The organism is Pseudomonas sp. GL-RE-29 (assembly GCF_019947275.1).
Classification (GTDB): Bacteria; Pseudomonadota; Gammaproteobacteria; order Pseudomonadales; family Pseudomonadaceae; genus Aquipseudomonas; species Aquipseudomonas fluorescens_A.
This window is the reverse complement of the sequence record NZ_JAGYGD010000001.1, coordinates 283,317-300,118: the sequence shown is the minus strand read 5'-3', so window position 1 is coordinate 300,118 and position 16,802 is coordinate 283,317. Positions and strand designations below refer to the sequence as shown.

Here is a 16,802-nt window from a genome sequence, read left to right as displayed (position 1 = left end):
CGGCGAACTCGCTGAGACTGAAAGGACCGGTTTGCAGGTTTTGGGCGCGCTTCGCGACCCAGCGGGAGCAAGCTCCCTCGCCACATTTGATCGCATTCGCAGGTTATTACTTCTTCAGATCTTCCGCGCCCTGCAGCGGTTCATCGCCGAGCAGCAGGTCTTTGTCATGGCTGACCATTTCTTCTTCGAACATGCGCCAGATATGCTCGTCCTGAGTCCCGAGCAATTCGATAAAGCGCCGACCTTCGATTTTGTCGCTCAACTGGCCGATGTAGCGCCCCTGTTCGGTTTCGCTACGGGCGAGAGTGATTTTGCGATCCTTCTCCGGCTGGGTCGGCGAGATCAGGTTCAGTTCCAGGGTTTGCGGTTGGCTGTTGCCGCTCAGGCGCAGGTCGACTTCGCCGGTCATGTCGTCCAGATGGACACTGGCGCGCATCAACAGGGTTTGCGCCAGCAGTTCACGGTCGAGGGAGCGGTTGATGCCTTTGCCAGCCTCGTAGTAGTTGTCGTTGACCAGGTTGTCCGGGTTTTTCACCGCGATGGTCACCATGGACAAGGTCAAAGTCACCGAGCAGGCCAGGATCCCGATAATGATCCACGGCCATAGGTGCTTGTACCAGGGACTTGCGGCGTTTGCTGCGGGCATGTTCACTTCTCTCAACGATTTTGTGGGCCGATGAACCGGCTCTTGGCTTCAACGTGAATGCTGGCGTCGTCGGCATCCTTGAGGATGAATTTCACCTCGTTGGTGCTCGATGGCAATTGTTCCGGGGCCACGGACAGTTCGACCGGCTGGCTGACGATGTCGCCGGCCGCGACCTTGATTTCCCGTCGGCCTTGCAGCTTGAGGTCCGGCAGGCCGGCGGCTTCCAGCAGGTAAGTGTGGTCGCGCTGGTCCTTGTTCATGATCTTCAGGCTGTAGACGTTTTCGATCCGGCCCTCGGCGTTCTCGCGGTACAGCACGCGGTCCTTGCTGACATCGAACCCGACCAGCGAACGCATGAAAAACGCGGCCACCAGCAAACTGATCATCGCCAGCAGCACCACGGCATAGCCGATCAGGCGCGGTCGCAGTTTATGGGTTTTCTGCCCGGACAGGTTGTGCTCGGTGGTGTAGCTGATCAAGCCGCGCGGGTATTCCATCTTGTCCATGATGGCGTCGCAGGCATCGATGCAGGCGGCGCAACCGATGCATTCGATTTGCAGGCCGTCGCGGATGTCGATACCGGTCGGGCAAACCTGGACGCACATCGTGCAGTCGATGCAATCGCCCAGGCCCTCGGCCTTGTAGTCGATGCCTTTTTTACGCGGGCCTCGGCTTTCGCCGCGGCGTGGGTCGTAGGAAACGATCAGCGTGTCCTTGTCGAACATCACGCTCTGGAAGCGCGCATACGGACACATGTAAATGCACACTTGCTCGCGCAGCCAACCGGCGTTGCCGTAGGTGGCGAGGGTGAAGAAGCCGACCCAGAAATACGACCAGCCATCTGCTTCACCGGTGAAGAAGTCGATGGTGAGTTCACGAATTGGCGAGAAGTAGCCGACAAAGGTCATGCCGGTCACGAAACCGATCAACAGCCACATCAGGTGCTTGCTGAATTTACGCAGGAACTTGTTGGCGCTCATCGGCGCCTTGTCGAGCTTGATGCGCTGGTTGCGGTCGCCTTCGGTGACCTTTTCGCACCACATGAAGATCCAGGTCCACACACTCTGCGGGCAGGTGTAACCGCACCACACCCGACCGGCGTACACGGTAATGAAGAACAGGCCGAAGGCGCTGATGATCAGGATGCCTGAGAGCAGAATGAAATCCTGCGGCCAGAAGGTCGCACCGAAAATAAAGAACTTACGCTCCGGCAGGTTCCACCAGACGGCCTGATGGCCTGCCCAGTTCAACCACACCGTGCCGAAATACAACAGAAACAAAAAGGCGCCACCCATCATCCGTAGATTGCGGAAGATTCCGGTGAAGGCGCGGGTGTAGATCTTTTCTCGTGAGGCGTAGAGGTCGACGCTGTTGTTCGCGTTCTTGCTGGGTGGAGTGACGTCGTGTACCGGAATCTGGTTGCTCATCATTGCATCCCACGGCAGTGGAAAAATGCCTCGGTCAGTACGTGCCGACCGCGGTCAAAAAGGGGCGTAGCAGTGGCGCAATGATACGCCTGTCGCTCTAGCCCAAGGGTGCGACCTTTGGTCACGTTGGGAGAAATTAACCGATGGTGTAATGACTTGTATCAATTGACTTGTGAATTATGGACGCTTTTCTGAGGGGTGACGCTCAATCGGCCCATGGGTTAATCAGCGGCACGCCACTGGATTGAAAATCGTCGACGTTACGGGTGACCACCGTCAAACCATGAACCAGCGCTGTCGCTGCAATCAACGCATCGGCTTCGTTTGCGCGATCTGGAACGTGCAAGCCGGCACAGCGAAGGGCCACGGCAGCATCGATCGGCAGGATACGGGCATCGAACGCCGGAAGGACATGACGCTTGAGCCAGGTGCGCAACACTTTGCCCTGAACGGGGTCGCGGCGCTCCATGCGTAGCACCCCTGTCTCCAGTTCCTTCAAGGTAATGGCTGAAATGAACATGCGTGGAGCGATGATGCTTTTGGCCCAGGCGACGACGTTTGCGTCAGCCTGGGGTTTGCGGAGTTCGGAAATCACGTTGGTGTCGAGTAGGTACATCAAGACAAATCCACAGGGCGATGAGTGATCACGGCACGCTCGGTTTCGAACTCGATATCTGCCGCTTCTGGCATGACCAGTAGTTCGACGATGTCGGCGTTGGTGCCCGTGAGTTTTTGGTACTCCTCAATGCTTAGCAGCACATGGGCCGGTTTACCTCGGTCGGTGATAAAAACCGGCCCCTGACGCGTGGCTTTTTTGGCACCACTTGTGTCCTGGTTGAATTCACGGCTGGAAATGGTGGTGATGGCCATCATGTGTGACCCTCCTGAATACACGTATGTAGCAACGTTACTACCTGATTTTAAGTCTCGCAACCTCGTAACCGGAACATTCGACCATCGGTCGCTGCGGACTGACCCGGCTTGGGAAACATTCGTTGGCGAAGCTGATATCTGAAATCGACGACGCCCGCGATTATCCCGCTGGCGTCGTTGGAGGCCTATTTGACCGGGATCGTGTGTAAAGCAACAGGATTGCGCCAATCGTTACCGTCAATGACATTGACGGTCAGCTGCTTTCTATCGGCAGAAAAGCTGGCGTACAACCAGCTCTGCAATGCTGCCGAACCGCTCATGAATAATGGAGTGTCGCCATAGATGTAGTTGCTGGAAGGGTACATTCCGCTTTGTTTATGCGCATTGGCGGAAAAGACGGCGGTCACACCGTAGTCTTCAATCATCGTTTTGAAACGCATGATTTCACTTTCGTTGACCGACCATTTGAACGGCTGATGCAGGTTCAGCAAGATAATTTTCCCCTGGGTACGCGCTTGTTTCAGGTCGCGTTCCAGCCAGTCCAGAGATGAGGTGATCTCGTACGCAGTGGTACTGAAAACGGATTGGGTGGAAAAGTTGGCCTCATACGTCGGTTCATTATTCAGCTGGATCAGGTGGACATCGCCAAAATCCCTGGAGTACGCCAGGCTTCCGTACCAGGTTTTCGTGAAGCCTGACGCCCTGGCAGCGAGGTCCATGTTCGGCACTTTTCCCCAGTATCGGTTCTTGAGGTCATCGACGCTTCCCGCCGCGCAATCGGAGCAGGTCGCGACGTTGAAGTCGTAGTCATGATTGCCCAGGCCATAGTCATAGACATTGCCGAGTTTGTTTTGCAGGACGGCCTTGATGTAAGAGCGTTCGCTGTCTCGGCCGAAGGCGGTCAGGTTGCCATTGATCATGACGGGAACCGCAGCGGCTCCACCCGACTGCGTCCTGAAATCAGCAATGCTGGAGTACTGCGCATCGATCAACCACCGTGAACGCGTTTCTGTGTCGGCGGCGGACTCATCTTCGCGACTATCGGATTTTTCACTTGAGGGGAATTTCGGGTCTGAGGCAAATACAAGGTGAGTGGGTGATGGTTCAACCGCGACGGCATACATGGCGGGTAGACTGCCGGCGAATATCATGCCGGCACACAGTTTGAGATGACTTAATAGTTTCATGGGAATCCATTCCAATGGTTTGTTTCAATGTGGTGTTGTGAAAAGCTTCTGCGTGGTGAAGTTATGTTTTCCGGTCTTTGTGTGCAAATGCTTATTTGTAATTTTAATTAAATGTGTGTCGTGATTTTTTGTTGATTGTGTGTTTTCTTGGGGTGGTGTATTGGTTTGGTTGAAGATTATCAAAAGGAAATGGATGTCTATGAAGTTATTTGAAGGAAGTAAACTTGCCGTCATCGTATTGTTCGTGTTTTTCAATCCGCTCTATGCTGCAGCTTCTGTAGACGCGCCACGCTATCTGGTGTTCGTGTCAGACCCCCAATACCCCTGGAGTGATCTGACTGACGCCGGCCTGCCTGATCCGGGCGATAAGCGTGCTGAAGAGCTAATTGAGGCCCAGTACTCGGATATTGCCAGTTTCAGAAAGCTCAACGGTGGTGCGATACAAGTACCGGTCATGATTAACGGAGATATTACCGCTTTTGGTCACGGTGCTGAGCGCTCTTACATGAGGTCGGTCTTTGAGGAAAAACTGGAAGGGGTTTATGACTACGGATTGGGTAATCATGATTACGAAAATAATATAGATGATTGCAAGTTTCCGGAAAACAATTGTGCGGCCGGCAGCATCATGGAGTTGAAGGAACGGTATTGGGGGGAAGTTGACATGGATCTGTTCGCGCGCATCGAGGGTGGGGTGAAGATCTTTTATGGCAGTCTTGCTTACTCTAAAACGGTGGGCGATGTTCATCTCATTCAATTGAATAATGAACCGACTTACTCGGTAAATTTTTCTTCAGGTTTCCCGTTGAACAGGATCGCATTCGAAATTGCCGACGCGCTGGACTGGCTGGAACGCGATCTGCGGCGTGCGCATAGCCAGGGCAAAATCATCATTTTGAACATGCACAAGCCCGAGCGATGGAAGGGTAGTGACGAGCAGATAGCCCGCTTCAGGGCAATGATCGAGCGATACAAGGTCAGTGCGATATTTGCCGGTCATTTTCACACGGAGCCGGGTCTTTACCAGGGTTGGAACCGCCGCGACTACTTCGGTGACGTGCCGGTGTTTCTCAGTGGCGGTGCTTCCAATCAGACTTACCTGATTGCTGACATTGCTCTGGATCGCAAGACGCTGAAGGTGCACCAGGTTAATGGCAATAATTGGCCGAATCGTCGGGAAATCGCCAGCCTCGCTGTTCGATGACCTTTTTTCAATGCGTAAAAAGGCCCTGTCAGGTGACAGAGCCTTTTTCGTTGTCATCCGCATGCCGCTAAGCACAGGATTCTGCTCCCAGGAATTCAGACCAGTCGAGAAAGGCCTTTCACCTGTTTCCAGACCTCGTCATCGCCTATGCGTGATCGGTACGACAGACCAAAGACTGGCACGTCTATCATCACTTTGTTACCCGGCGCCCCGGTATTTTAAGTTTGCACCTCGAAGTTACCGCCATAGAGCAGTGCTTGCTGCAGCAGTCGCTGGTGGTCATCTGTCAGCGGACTTCCGGGAGCAAGCTCGCTGTTTTGATGCAAAGCTACCGCCTCGCGTTTCAACTCAACATCCAGCATGCCGGTTCTATCCTTGCCGCTCTTGCAGTTCCAGCAAGGCACTGCGCCAATTTCGAACGCCAGCATCGCTACACGCTGCGCTGCTTTGTAAGGTTCGCCACCGTCACGGTTATATGTCTTGGCAGCCCAGATATCCTTCAACTGGCGGCTCAGCAACTCCACTCGATTGGCGTTCATGGGACTCGGATCGCGTTGCAAATACTCTCCCACCCAGCCCCCCGGCGCGGCAGAACGCCTCAGATCACACCCAAGTAGTTTTCGAAATGCAGTGACGTTGTAACCATCAGATTGTGTGCTGCCGACGGGAAACTTAAGCGCAAATTCATTGACTCCAAAATTAAATGCCGCGACCTCCAGGTTGACGCGGACATCGCATTGCTTGTCATCACCCGTAATCAGGGGCAAGACCAACGGCCGCGTCTGACAAAGCTCCCGCCACGCCCTTATTTGATCGTTCAGCATTTCACCTTCCCCACATAGCCCGCCGGTCAACAGCGATGTTGATACCAGCTGCAGCGGGATCACATCCCCCGCTAGCGCCAACTGTAGTAAGTCGGGACGCGCAAACAGCGATGCAGTCACCACCTCGAGCGCCCGCGACTGCGCGCCTAAGCGCCGCTGCTCACTTCTTTCCTCCAGCCCAAAGGGCGATAGAGTGCCGTGACGGACGCCCTTGAAAAGTGTTTGTTCCTGACCGTCGTGCCCCTGCGCCCGGATTTCCGACGTCCACAAATTGGTGGCGTGTGTAATCTCGCGGGTGGATTTCGAAGTAACGCCACAGCCACGGTAGGAAACCGGAAAAATATCCTTGTCACCCAGCTTCATCTGCGCCGCAGGCGTCATCGTGCAGGCATAGTGTTGGGTATTGTGTTGGAAACCGGTTTCCACCTTGTTCCATGCTTTGCCGTTTAGCACCGCTTGCCTGGCGCTGATAAACGCCGTCTTTGCCTCCCGCATCACCGTTTTGGAAGTTATCCCCGGCCGCTGCAAGTGGCTTGCGATGAACGCAATCATGTCCTTGTCCAGACGCTCGGTCGCCTTCAGTTCAGCCTTGGTTGCCGCTCTGTTGTCTTTGAAGGAAGAGGCTTCCAGCTGGTCAGAAATATGTTTGAGTACCGTTGTGTCTTTGCCCTGTTGGCTGAGTGCGAGCGCTGCCGCTTCCACATTGTATTTTTGAAGTACGAACAAGGTTTGAATAGAAAGCGGGGACGTCGAAGAAGGCTTTGCCAACCTGGACTGCAACGTCATTTCATCGCCAGGCAAACTCTTGACGTTGATCGGAGCCTTAGCCAGCGTCAGTGGCACATTACCGCAATGCTTGATTGCGGTTGCAACGCGGCCACAAGATACTTCCCCAGGGCGCGGGGTGGTCACGTGATGCGTTGTCGTAATCGAGAAGGGCATCCTTGCCTCTTGTTTGAATATGAGTGAATGACGAGCAGGGTATGAGCTTTTTATCTGGACAGCTTGTAGAAACCTATCATTGCAACTGATCCCGGCGGCAATGAGGTCGTAACAATCGATGTCCCGTAGGGCTAAACAAAAACGGCCCCGTCGAATGACGGAGCCGTTTTTTATTGCATCAAGCGTTTGCCTTACTGGGCGTCCGCCGCCGGAGCTTTCTCACCGTGAGACAAGCTGTATACGTAAGCGGCCAGCAGGTGAACCTTGTCGTTGCCCTGCATGGCTTCTTGCGCAGGCATCTGGCCCTGACGGCCGTAACGGATGGTCTGCTGCAGTTGCGCGAAGCTTGAACCGTAGATGAACGCGGCCGGGTGAGTCAGGTTAGGGGCGCCCATCGCTGGTGTGCCTTTACCATCCGGGCCGTGGCAAGCCACGCAGTTGGCGGCGAACAGTTTTTGCCCGGCAACCGGGTCAGCCTTGGTGCCTTCCGGCAGCTTGCGGCCATCGAGGTTGGTCAGGACGAATGCAGCAACGTCCGCCACGCCTTGCTCGCCGATCACTTCAGCCCACGCCGGCATGACCGCGTGACGGCCGCCCATGATGGTGGTCTTGATGGTTTCCGCTTCGCCGCCCCAGCGCCAGTCGGCGTCGGTCAGGTTAGGGAAGCCATAAGCGCCTTTGGCGTCGGAACCGTGGCAAACCGAGCAGTTGGAGGCGAACAGGCGTCCACCCATCTTCAGGGCTTGCGGGTCCTTGGCGACTTCTTCGATCGGCATGGAAGCGAACTTGGCGAAGATCGGGCCGAACTTGGCGTCCGAACGGGCCATTTCCTTTTCCCACTCGTGAACGCCGGTCCAGCCGGTCTGGCCGTTGGCGAACGCGGTCTGCTTTTCGTTATCCAGGTAGTTGTAACCTGGCAGCAGGCCTTTCCAGTTGCCCAGGCCCGGGTACAGCACCAGGTAACCCAGGGCGAAAATGATGGTGCCCACGAACAGCATGAACCACCATTTCGGCAGCGGGTTGTCGTACTCCTCGATCCCGTCGAAGGAGTGCCCAACCGTCTCTTCGGTGGCTTCGCTGCGCTGGCCCTTGCGGGTCGACAGCAACAGCCAGGTCAGGGAAAAGATCGTACCGAGACTGAGGACTGTGACGTACAGACTCCAGAATGTAGTCATTCTTTGTTACTCCTAGAAGCTTGCTCGACGTGCTTGATGGCTTCGGGATCATCCGCGAAAGGCAGCAAGGTTGCGTCTTCAAACTCCGACTTGCGCTTGGGGCTGAATACCCACAACGCCAAACCGATGAAGGCCACCATCACGACAACAGTGCCCAGGCCACGAATCATCCCGATATCCATCTAGATCACCGTTTGCTTTTGATGATGGTGCCCAGGCCTTGCAGATAGGCCACCAGCGCGTCCATTTCTGTTTTGCCCTTCACAGCATCCTTGGCGCCGGCGATGTCTTCGTCGGTGTAAGGGACGCCGAGCGTGCGCAAGACTTCCATTTTCTTGGCGGTGTCTTTGCCGTCGAGCTTGTTTTCCACGAGGAACGGGTAGGCCGGCATTTTCGACTCGGGCACTACGTTGCGCGGGTTGTACAAGTGCGCACGCTGCCAGTCATCGGAGTAACGACCGCCGACACGGGCCAGGTCCGGACCGGTACGCTTGGAACCCCACAGGAACGGGTGGTCCCAGACGCTTTCACCGGCGACCGAGTAGTGGCCGTAGCGTTCGGTTTCAGCACGGAACGGGCGGATCATCTGCGAGTGGCAGCTGACGCATCCGTTGGCGATGTAGATGTCGCGGCCTTCCAGTTCAAGGGCGGAGCGAGGCTTCATGCCTTCGACCGGCTTGTTGGTAACGTCCTGGAAAAACAGCGGAACGATCTGGGTCAGGCCGCCGACGCTGACGGCGATAACCATGAAGAAGGCCAGCAGGCCAATGTTCTTCTCGACTGCTTCATGCTTCATCAGTGAGCTCCAACTACAGCGATCTGTTCGGCGGCTTTGGCTTCTACCGGGTTCGAGGCGCGTACGGTACGGAATACGTTGTAGGCCATGAACAGCATGCCGGCGGCGAAGAATGCACCGCCCAGGGCGCGAACGATAAAGCCCGGGTGGCTGGCTTGCAGCGCTTCGACGAACGAGTAGGTGAGGGTGCCGTCATCGTTGATGGCACGCCACATCAGACCCTGGGTGATGCCGTTGACCCACATCGAAGCGATGTACAGAACGGTACCGATGGTCGCGAGCCAGAAGTGCGCGTTGATCAGGCCGATGCTGTGCATCTGCGCACGACCGAACAGTTTCGGGATCATGTGGTAGATCGCGCCGATCGAGATCATCGCCACCCAGCCAAGCGCGCCGGCGTGTACGTGGCCGATGGTCCAGTCGGTGTAGTGAGACAGCGAGTTCACGGTCTTGATGGCCATCATCGGGCCTTCGAAGGTGGACATGCCGTAGAACGCCAGGGACACGACCAGGAAGCGCAGGATCGGGTCGGTGCGCAGCTTATGCCAGGCGCCCGACAGGGTCATCATGCCGTTGATCATGCCGCCCCAGCTCGGAGCCAGCAGGATGATCGACATCGCCATGCCCAGGGACTGGGCCCAGTCCGGCAGTGCGGTGTAGTGCAAGTGGTGCGGACCGGCCCAGATGTACAGGGTGATCAGCGCCCAGAAGTGCACGATCGACAGACGATAGGAGTAGATCGGACGCTCGGCCTGTTTCGGCACGAAGTAGTACATCATGCCCAGGAAGCCGGTGGTCAGGAAGAAACCTACGGCGTTGTGGCCGTACCACCACTGGATCATCGCGTCCGTCGCACCCGAGTAGGCCGAGTAGGACTTGAATAAGTTCACCGGCAGGGAAGCGTGGTTGACGATGTGCAGCATCGCGGTCACGACGATGAAGGCACCGTAGAACCAGTTGCCCACATAGATGTGCTTGGTTTTGCGCTTGACGATGGTGCCGAAGAACACCAGGCCGTAGGTGACCCAGACAATGGCCAGCAGAATAGCGATCGGCCATTCGAGCTCAGCGTATTCCTTGGTGGTGGTGTAACCCAGCGGCAAGGTAACGATGGCGCCGACAATCACCGCTTGCCAACCCCAGAAGGTGAAGGCCGCAAGGCTGTCGGAAATCAGTCGCGTTTGGCAGGTTCGCTGCACGACGTAATAAGAAGTGGCAAACAGTGCACATCCACCGAAGGCGAAAATCACCAGGTTGGTGTGCAACGGGCGCAAGCGTCCAAAGCTCGTCCAGGGCAGACCGAAATTCAATTCCGGCCAGACCAGTTGCGAGGCGATGAAGACACCGAGCCCCATGCCAAGGATCCCCCAGACCACCGTCATGATGGCGAACTGGCGGACTACCTTATAGTTATAAGCAGTCGGACTGATTGCTGTGCTCATTCTAAGGTTCCACGGTTTGGGTGTTTTATTAGGATTAAAAATCGGCCGCAAGTATGTAGAAAGCGGGGGGTCATTGCAACGCGCCATGACCTGGGTCAATGCTTTCAAATGCTGATTCTGCGGCCTTTCCATGCGCCGCGTAAGGGTAAAATTACCCATGGACAAATCGTCCCGGCGGAGAGATCAAGCGAGGGGGTCAGGTCGGGTGTAACAGGGTGTGTTCAAACGCAACGAATGAGTGACCGAAGGCAATTGGCGCGACAGCCGGTATCTACCAGCCTTTGCGGCTTGTCATCGGGCAGATTCGTCGAACACATCGTTCAGGGTCGACCTGGAACCAGCACTGGCCAGTCCGCATCGGGGGAAGCTTAGACCCGAATCTGGCGATCCGAAAGGAAGACTGAAGGAGGGTGCGACAATGGGTCGCAAAGGGGCAGGGAACTGCCGCATTCCGGAGAGTGCGGCAGTAGAGCGCTCAAGATTTATTTGCCTTTGCTTTCGGCCTGCAAACGCTCGGCGCCGGCAGAGTGCGACAGACTGTACACATAAGCGGCCAGCAGCTGAACCTTATCGTTGCCGAGCAGTTCGTTCTGCGCCGGCATATGCCCCTGGCGACCATGGCGGATGGTTTGTTGCAGTTGCGCCAGGCTTGTACCGTAGATAAAACCGGCCGGGTGCGTCAGGTTCGGCGCGCCCATGGCTTCAGTGCCCTGGCCGTTTGCCCCGTGACAAGCAGTGCAGGTCGTGCTGAACGCTTGTTGGCCGGCTTGCAGGTCGGCATCGCTGTCGGCAGGCAGTGGCAGGCCGGCCAGTTCATGGCGCACATAGGCCGCGACGTTCTTCACGCCGGCGTCGCCGAGGATTTCGCCCCAGGCCGGCATCGCCGCCATACGCCCGCCCATGATGGTGGTCTTGATGGTTTCGGCATGGCCGCCCCAGCGCCAGTCGCTGTCCGCCAGGTTGGGGAAGCCGAACGCGCCCTTGGCATCCGAGCCGTGGCACACCGAGCAATTGGAGGCAAACAGGCGACCGCCCATTTTCAACGCTTGCGGGTCCTTGGCCACTTCTTCCACCGGCATTGCAGCGAATTTGGCGAAAATCGGTCCGAACTTGGCATCAGCCTTGTCCATCTCCTTTTCCCATTCGTGCACGCCGGTCCAACCGTTGGTGTAACCGGGCAGGATGCCTTTCCAGTTGCCCAGGCCCGGATAAAGGATCAAGTAGCCGACGGCAAACACCAGGGTGCCGGCGAACAACATGAACCACCATTGCGGCAACGGGTTGTCGTACTCCTCGATGCCGTCGAAGCTGTGGCCCATGGTCTGGTCGACACTGCCCTTGGTTTCACCCTTGCGGGTGCCGATCAGCAGCCAGGTCAGGCCGATCAGGCTGCCGATGGTCAGTACGCAGATCCACGTACTCCAGAAGGTGGTCATGGCCGGGTACTCCTTGTTGCGGGTTCTTGGGTGATGTCGGATTGTGATTCGTCGGCGAACGGCAGCAGGCGCGCCTCGGCGAACTCAGGATTGCGCTTGCTGTTGAACACCCACAGCGTCAGGCCGACGAAGGCCACGAACACCACGACCGTGCCCAGGCCGCGGATCATTCCACTGCTCATTTCAAAGACCATGGCTCACCTCTTGCTCTTGATCGCAGTGCCGAGCACTTGCAGGTAGGCGACCAGTGCGTCCATTTCGGTCTTGCCCTTGAGCGACTCGACGCTGCTGGCGATGTCGTCGTCGGTGTACGGCACGCCGAGCGTGCGCATCGCCTTGACCTTGCTTTCGGTGTGACTGCTGTCGAGCTGGTTGGCCACCAGCCACGGGTACGCCGGCATTTTCGATTCCGGCACGACGTTGCGCGGGTTGTACAAGTGCGCGCGATGCCAATCATCCGAATAGCGCGCGCCGACCCGGGCCAGGTCCGGCCCGGTGCGTTTCGAGCCCCACAGGAACGGGTGATCCCAGACGCTTTCACCGGCCACCGAGTAGTGCCCGTAGCGCTCGGTCTCGGCGCGGAACGGGCGGATCATCTGCGAGTGGCAGCCGACACATCCTTCGCGGATATAAATGTCACGGCCTTCGAGTTGCAGCGCGGTGTAGGGCTTCATGCCTTCCACCGGTTTGTTGGTCACATCCTGGAAGAACAGCGGGACGATTTGGGTCAGGCCGCCGATGCTCACGGCCAGGATCATCAGCAGCAGCAACAGGCCGACGTTTTTCTCGATTGTTTCGTGTTTCATGGCGGACTCCTCAGGCCATCTGCGCGGCAGCGGCGGCTTCGGCAGGCTGTGAGGCCCGCACGGTGCGCCAGGTGTTGTAAGCCATCAGGAACATGCCGCTGAGGAAGATCGCACCACCCACCAACCGCACGACGAAGCCTGGGTGGCTGGCCACCAGGGTTTCGACGAAGGAGTAGGTCAGCGTGCCGTCCTCGTTTACCGCACGCCACATCAGGCCCTGGGCGATGCCGTTGACCCACATCGAGGCGATGTACAAAACGGTGCCGATGGTGGCGAGCCAGAAATGCGCGTTGATCAGGCCGATGCTGTGCATCTGCTCGCGACCGAAGACTTTCGGGATCATGTGGTACAGCGCGCCGATGGAAATCATCGCCACCCAGCCGAGCGCGCCGGCGTGGACGTGGCCGATGGTCCAGTCGGTGTAGTGAGACAGCGCGTTGACCGTCTTGATCGCCATCATCGGCCCTTCGAAGGTCGACATGCCGTAGAACGCCAGCGACACCACCAGGAAACGCAGGATCGGGTCGCTGCGCAACTTATGCCAGGCGCCCGATAGGGTCATCATGCCGTTGATCATCCCGCCCCAACTCGGCGCCAGCAGGATCAGCGACATCACCATGCCCAGCGACTGCGCCCAGTCCGGCAATGCGGTGTAGTGCAAGTGGTGCGGACCGGCCCAGATGTACAGGGTGATCAGCGCCCAGAAGTGCACGATCGACAGACGATAGGAATACACCGGACGCTCGGCCTGTTTCGGCACGAAGTAATACATCATCCCGAGAAAACCGGCGGTGAGGAAAAAGCCCACGGCGTTGTGCCCGTACCACCACTGCACCATCGCGTCTGTTGCGCCGGAGTACAGCGAGTAGGACTTGGTGAAACTCACCGGCAGCTCAAGGTTGTTGACGATGTGCAGAATCGCCACAGTGATGATGAACGCACCGAAGAACCAGTTACCGACATAAATGTGCTTGGTCTTGCGCTGCATGATCGTGCCGAAAAACACCACGGCGTAGGCGACCCAGACAATGGTGATCAGGATGTCGATCGGCCATTCCAGCTCGGCGTATTCCTTGGAGCTGGTGTAGCCCAGCGGCAGGCTGATGGCCGCCAACAGGATCACCAGCTGCCAGCCCCAGAAGCAGAACGCGGCGATTTTCGGTGCGAACAATTGCGCCTGGCAGGTGCGTTGCACCGAGTAAAACGAACTGGCGAACAAGGCGCAGCCGCCGAAGGCGAAGATCACCGCGTTGGTGTGCAGCGGGCGCAAGCGGCCGAAGCTGGTCCACGGCAAATTGAAGTTGAGTTCGGGCCAGACCAACTGGGCGGCGAGAAAAACCCCGAGCCCCATACCGACGATGCCCCACACCACCGTCATAATGGCGAATTGGCGGACCACCTTGTAGTTGTAGGCGGTACTGATAGAAGTGTTCATGGTTCCCCATCCACGGTTCAGCCGAAGGAAGCGCAAGCGGCGCGCCCTTCGGCCGGAGTTATAGGCAGACTAAAAGCGAGGCAAGCATGGACAAAGGGCACAAGGCCGGTATTGACGGGGATCAATGGGCGCAGTGTGTGCGGGAACATGGATGGTTGTGGGACGCCGCCGTGGCGCTGGCATCGACGACGCTGATCCTGGCCCACGGCGCCGGCGCGCCGATGGACAGCGACTGGATGAACAACATGGCTGCGCGCCTTGCCGCACGTGGCGTCAACGTGTTGCGCTTCGAATTTCCGTACATGGCGCAACGGCGTGTCGACGGCGGCAAGCGGCCGCCCAATCCAGCGCCGAAGCTGCTGGAATGCTGGCGCGAGGTGTATGCCGTAGTGCGACGCCATGTCGCTGGGCCGTTGGCCATTGGCGGCAAGTCCATGGGCGGGCGCATGGCGAGTTTGCTGGCGGATGAGTTGGGCGCGGATGCGTTGGTGTGCCTGGGCTATCCGTTTTATGCCGTGGGCAAACCGGAGAAGCCGCGGGTCGAGCATTTGGCGGCGTTGAAGACGCGGACGTTGATCGTGCAGGGCGAGCGGGATGCGTTGGGTAATCGCGAGGCGGTCGAGGGCTATGCCTTGTCACCGAATATCGAGGTGTTCTGGCTGGTGGCGGGGGATCATGATTTGAAACCGTTGAAGGCTTCGGGGTTTAGTCATGAGCAGCATTTGGCGGTTGCGGCAGATAAGGTAGCGGGGTTTTTGTGAGGAGCAAGATCAAAAGATCGCAGCCTTCGGCAGCTCCTACAGGGGACTGTGATCCCTGTAGGAGCTGGCGCAGCCTGCGATCTTTTTAGCGGTTAAACCGCTCCACCAACGAATACTGGGTATTCGCCGTCTTGGTCAGCTCTTCACTCAGCAACGCCGAGTTCTGCGCCTGTTCCGAAGTCTGGTCAGCCAGGTGCGAGATGTTGCTGATGTTGCGGCTGATCTCTTCGGCGACCGCGCTTTGCTCTTCGGTCGCAGCGGCGATCTGGGTGGTCATGTCGGTGATGTTGGCCACCGCTTCGCTGATCCCCACCAGCGCCTGGTCCGCTTCCAGCACCCGCGCCACGCCTTCTTCTGCCTGGCGATGCCCGGCTTCCATGGTTTGCACCGCCGTGCCTGCAGTCTGCTGGAGCTTGGCGATCAGGGCGTGAATCTGCCCGGTGGATTCGCTGGTGCGTTGCGCCAGTTGCCGCACTTCATCGGCCACCACCGCAAAGCCACGGCCCATCTCGCCGGCACGGGCCGCTTCGATGGCCGCGTTCAGTGCCAACAGGTTGGTCTGGTCGGCGATGCCTTTGATCACATCGACCACACCGCCAATTTCATCGCTGTCCTTGGCCAATTGAGTCACGGTCAGGCCGGTTTCGCCAACCACCACCGACAGGCGTTGAATGGCTTCGCGGGTTTCCCCGGCGATTTCGCGCCCGCGACCGGTCAGCAAATTGGCTTGCTGGGTAGCGTCGGCAGTGCGCTGCACGTGGCTGGCGACTTCCTGCGTGGTGGCAGCCATCTGGTTGACGGCGGTGGCCACTTGCTCGGTTTCGACGCGCTGACGTTCCAGGCCGGTAGAGCTGCTGTGGGCCAGGTTGTCGGACTGCTTCGCTTGATCGGTCAGGTGCTCGGCGGTGTCCTGCAGACGGGTCAGGCAGGTTTTCAGGCGCGCTTCCTGGCTGAGGATCGACATCTCCAGGCGTGCCTGGGCGCCACGGCTGTCGGTGTACATCTGCGCGATCAGCGGGTCGGACGTGGTCTGCTCGGCCAGGCGCAGCAAGCGCTTGAGCCCGCGTTGTTGCCAGCTCAGGCCCATCAAGCCCAACGGCACCGAAAGCCCGGCAGCCAGGGCAAAGCCCCAGTGGGAGTTGAGCGAGGCGCCGATCATGAAGCTCAGCTGGCTGACCAGAATGAACGGCAGCCAGTCCTGCAGGACCGGTAGCCATTTATCGGTCGAAGGAATGGCCGACTTGCCCTGATTGATGCGTTGGTAGAGCGCTTCGGCGCGGCGGATCTGCTCGGCGGTGGGCTTGACCCGCACCGACTCGTAACCGATCACCTGATTGCCTTCGAAGATCGGCGTCACATAGGCGTTGACCCAATAGTGATCACCGCTCTTGCAGCGATTCTTGACAATGCCCATCCATGGCAAGCCTTGTTTCAGTGTCGCCCACATGTGCGCGAAAACCGCGGCCGGAACGTCTGGGTGACGCACCAGGTTGTGCGGCGCGCGGATCAGTTCTTCACGAGAAAACCCGCTGATCTCGACGAAGTCGTCGTTGCAGTAGGTGATCATGCCCTTGGCATCGGTGGTGGAAATCAACCGTTGCTGGGCCGGAAAGGTCCGTTCGCGTTGTGTAATTGGCTGGTTGTTACGCATGGCTTATTAATCCGCAAGGCTATCAAGTGCTGTATCGGCGTCGGCGGGGATTTGTTGAGGTTATTTTTTGATAATCAGTGGTGCGTCGCAAAATGACTCTTGCGTCAGCTGGGAGGTATCGGATACGTGAACAACTCAAAGCGAATCTGCGGGTAGCCTCAGTCCTTGTGGGAGCGGGCTTGCCCGCGATGGGGCCG

General features: G+C 57.8%; 16 protein-coding genes and 1 pseudogene. 2 read left to right on the top strand and 15 right to left on the bottom strand.

All coding sequences use genetic code 11. From position 1 onward, the window contains the following. Positions 1–106: 106 nt before the first annotated feature. The 5 genes from KGB21_RS01425 to KGB21_RS01405 all read right to left on the bottom strand — a co-directional run bounded on the left by KGB21_RS01425 (position 107) and on the right by KGB21_RS01405 (position 4,133). Positions 107–646 (bottom strand): FixH family protein, encoded by a 540-nt coding sequence (locus KGB21_RS01425; protein ID WP_034147923.1) that lies wholly within the window; start codon positions 644–646, stop codon positions 107–109. An 11-nt stretch (positions 647–657) separates the two neighbouring features. Next, complete coding sequence (ccoG, locus tag KGB21_RS01420) at positions 658–2,073, bottom strand: cytochrome c oxidase accessory protein CcoG (RefSeq protein WP_223503217.1); 1,416 nt, start codon at positions 2,071–2,073, stop codon at positions 658–660. A 205-nt stretch (positions 2,074–2,278) separates the two neighbouring features. Then, entirely contained in the window at positions 2,279–2,689 is a 411-nt protein-coding gene (locus KGB21_RS01415) for a type II toxin-antitoxin system VapC family toxin (protein ID WP_034147921.1), read from the bottom strand. Then, entirely contained in the window at positions 2,689–2,943 is a 255-nt protein-coding gene (locus KGB21_RS01410) for a type II toxin-antitoxin system Phd/YefM family antitoxin (protein WP_034148014.1), read from the bottom strand. The genes KGB21_RS01415 and KGB21_RS01410 overlap by 1 nt, the downstream gene beginning before the upstream one ends. A 188-nt stretch (positions 2,944–3,131) precedes the next feature. Then, complete coding sequence (locus KGB21_RS01405; protein ID WP_223503215.1) at positions 3,132–4,133, bottom strand: metallophosphoesterase family protein; 1,002 nt, start codon at positions 4,131–4,133, stop codon at positions 3,132–3,134. Positions 4,134–4,332: 199 nt separating this feature from the next. On the opposite strand from KGB21_RS01405, the gene KGB21_RS01400 reads away from it, so the two are divergent. Beyond that, positions 4,333–5,337, top strand: a complete 1,005-nt coding sequence (locus tag KGB21_RS01400; protein ID WP_223503213.1) for a metallophosphoesterase family protein — start codon at positions 4,333–4,335, stop codon at positions 5,335–5,337. Between the two features lie 95 nt (positions 5,338–5,432). Here the strand turns inward: KGB21_RS01400 and KGB21_RS01395 are convergent. The 9 genes and pseudogenes from KGB21_RS01395 to ccoN (KGB21_RS01355) form a co-directional block, all read right to left on the bottom strand. Next, positions 5,433–6,947: pseudogene (locus KGB21_RS01395) on the bottom strand (inositol phosphate phosphatase SopB). A 347-nt stretch (positions 6,948–7,294) separates the two neighbouring features. Further along, entirely contained in the window at positions 7,295–8,278 is a 984-nt protein-coding gene (ccoP, locus tag KGB21_RS01390) for a cytochrome-c oxidase, cbb3-type subunit III (protein WP_223503211.1), read from the bottom strand. After that, positions 8,275–8,460, bottom strand: coding sequence for a CcoQ/FixQ family Cbb3-type cytochrome c oxidase assembly chaperone (locus KGB21_RS01385; protein ID WP_003175465.1), 186 nt, complete (start codon positions 8,458–8,460; stop codon positions 8,275–8,277). The genes ccoP (KGB21_RS01390) and KGB21_RS01385 overlap by 4 nt, the downstream gene beginning before the upstream one ends. A gap of 5 nt (positions 8,461–8,465) precedes the next feature. Next, the gene (gene ccoO / locus KGB21_RS01380) at positions 8,466–9,074 is read right to left on the bottom strand and encodes a cytochrome-c oxidase, cbb3-type subunit II (RefSeq protein WP_034147919.1); all 609 of its coding nucleotides are present in this window, start codon (positions 9,072–9,074) and stop codon (positions 8,466–8,468) included. After that, positions 9,074–10,516, bottom strand: coding sequence for a cytochrome-c oxidase, cbb3-type subunit I (gene ccoN / locus KGB21_RS01375; protein WP_034147918.1), 1,443 nt, complete (start codon positions 10,514–10,516; stop codon positions 9,074–9,076). Before ccoN (KGB21_RS01375) ends, ccoO (KGB21_RS01380) begins: the two co-directional genes overlap by 1 nt. Positions 10,517–10,998: 482 nt before the next feature. Continuing rightward, on the bottom strand, positions 10,999–11,952 hold the full coding sequence (gene ccoP / locus KGB21_RS01370; protein ID WP_034147917.1) for a cytochrome-c oxidase, cbb3-type subunit III: 954 nt from the start codon (positions 11,950–11,952) through the stop codon (positions 10,999–11,001). Then, entirely contained in the window at positions 11,949–12,146 is a 198-nt protein-coding gene (locus KGB21_RS01365; protein ID WP_034147916.1) for a cbb3-type cytochrome oxidase subunit 3, read from the bottom strand. Before KGB21_RS01365 ends, ccoP (KGB21_RS01370) begins: the two co-directional genes overlap by 4 nt. A gap of 3 nt (positions 12,147–12,149) precedes the next feature. Beyond that, a complete protein-coding gene (ccoO, locus tag KGB21_RS01360) occupies positions 12,150–12,758 on the bottom strand; it encodes a cytochrome-c oxidase, cbb3-type subunit II (RefSeq protein ID WP_034147915.1) in 609 nt (202 codons plus the stop codon). Positions 12,759–12,768: 10 nt separating this feature from the next. Continuing rightward, positions 12,769–14,193: a cytochrome-c oxidase, cbb3-type subunit I gene (gene ccoN, locus KGB21_RS01355; protein WP_034147914.1), complete on the bottom strand. Its 1,425-nt coding sequence runs from the start codon at positions 14,191–14,193 to the stop codon at positions 12,769–12,771. Between the two features lie 86 nt (positions 14,194–14,279). Between ccoN (KGB21_RS01355) and KGB21_RS01350 the strand changes: the two genes are divergently transcribed. Then, on the top strand, positions 14,280–14,954 hold the full coding sequence (locus tag KGB21_RS01350) for an alpha/beta family hydrolase (protein WP_223503209.1): 675 nt from the start codon (positions 14,280–14,282) through the stop codon (positions 14,952–14,954). 85 nt (positions 14,955–15,039) lie between these two features. Here the strand turns inward: KGB21_RS01350 and KGB21_RS01345 are convergent, their stop codons facing one another. Then, positions 15,040–16,605 (bottom strand): methyl-accepting chemotaxis protein, encoded by a 1,566-nt coding sequence (locus KGB21_RS01345; protein WP_223503207.1) that lies wholly within the window; start codon positions 16,603–16,605, stop codon positions 15,040–15,042. Positions 16,606–16,802: the final 197 nt, after the last annotated feature.

Coding starts and splice junctions, on each gene's coding strand:
- KGB21_RS01350 (WP_223503209.1), top strand. CDS start 14,280: ATGGACAAAGGGCACAAGGCCGGTATTGACGGGGATCAATGGGCGCAG.
- ccoN (WP_034147918.1), bottom strand. CDS start 10,516: ATGAGCACAGCAATCAGTCCGACTGCTTATAACTATAAGGTAGTCCGC.
- KGB21_RS01410 (WP_034148014.1), bottom strand. CDS start 2,943: ATGGCCATCACCACCATTTCCAGCCGTGAATTCAACCAGGACACAAGT.
- ccoO (WP_034147919.1), bottom strand. CDS start 9,074: ATGAAGCATGAAGCAGTCGAGAAGAACATTGGCCTGCTGGCCTTCTTC.
- KGB21_RS01365 (WP_034147916.1), bottom strand. CDS start 12,146: ATGGTCTTTGAAATGAGCAGTGGAATGATCCGCGGCCTGGGCACGGTC.
- ccoG (WP_223503217.1), bottom strand. CDS start 2,073: ATGAGCAACCAGATTCCGGTACACGACGTCACTCCACCCAGCAAGAAC.
- KGB21_RS01415 (WP_034147921.1), bottom strand. CDS start 2,689: ATGTACCTACTCGACACCAACGTGATTTCCGAACTCCGCAAACCCCAG.
- ccoN (WP_034147914.1), bottom strand. CDS start 14,193: ATGAACACTTCTATCAGTACCGCCTACAACTACAAGGTGGTCCGCCAA.
- KGB21_RS01345 (WP_223503207.1), bottom strand. CDS start 16,605: ATGCGTAACAACCAGCCAATTACACAACGCGAACGGACCTTTCCGGCC.
- ccoO (WP_034147915.1), bottom strand. CDS start 12,758: ATGAAACACGAAACAATCGAGAAAAACGTCGGCCTGTTGCTGCTGCTG.
- ccoP (WP_223503211.1), bottom strand. CDS start 8,278: ATGACTACATTCTGGAGTCTGTACGTCACAGTCCTCAGTCTCGGTACG.
- KGB21_RS01425 (WP_034147923.1), bottom strand. CDS start 646: ATGCCCGCAGCAAACGCCGCAAGTCCCTGGTACAAGCACCTATGGCCG.
- KGB21_RS01405 (WP_223503215.1), bottom strand. CDS start 4,133: ATGAAACTATTAAGTCATCTCAAACTGTGTGCCGGCATGATATTCGCC.
- ccoP (WP_034147917.1), bottom strand. CDS start 11,952: ATGACCACCTTCTGGAGTACGTGGATCTGCGTACTGACCATCGGCAGC.
- KGB21_RS01400 (WP_223503213.1), top strand. CDS start 4,333: ATGAAGTTATTTGAAGGAAGTAAACTTGCCGTCATCGTATTGTTCGTG.
- KGB21_RS01385 (WP_003175465.1), bottom strand. CDS start 8,460: ATGGATATCGGGATGATTCGTGGCCTGGGCACTGTTGTCGTGATGGTG.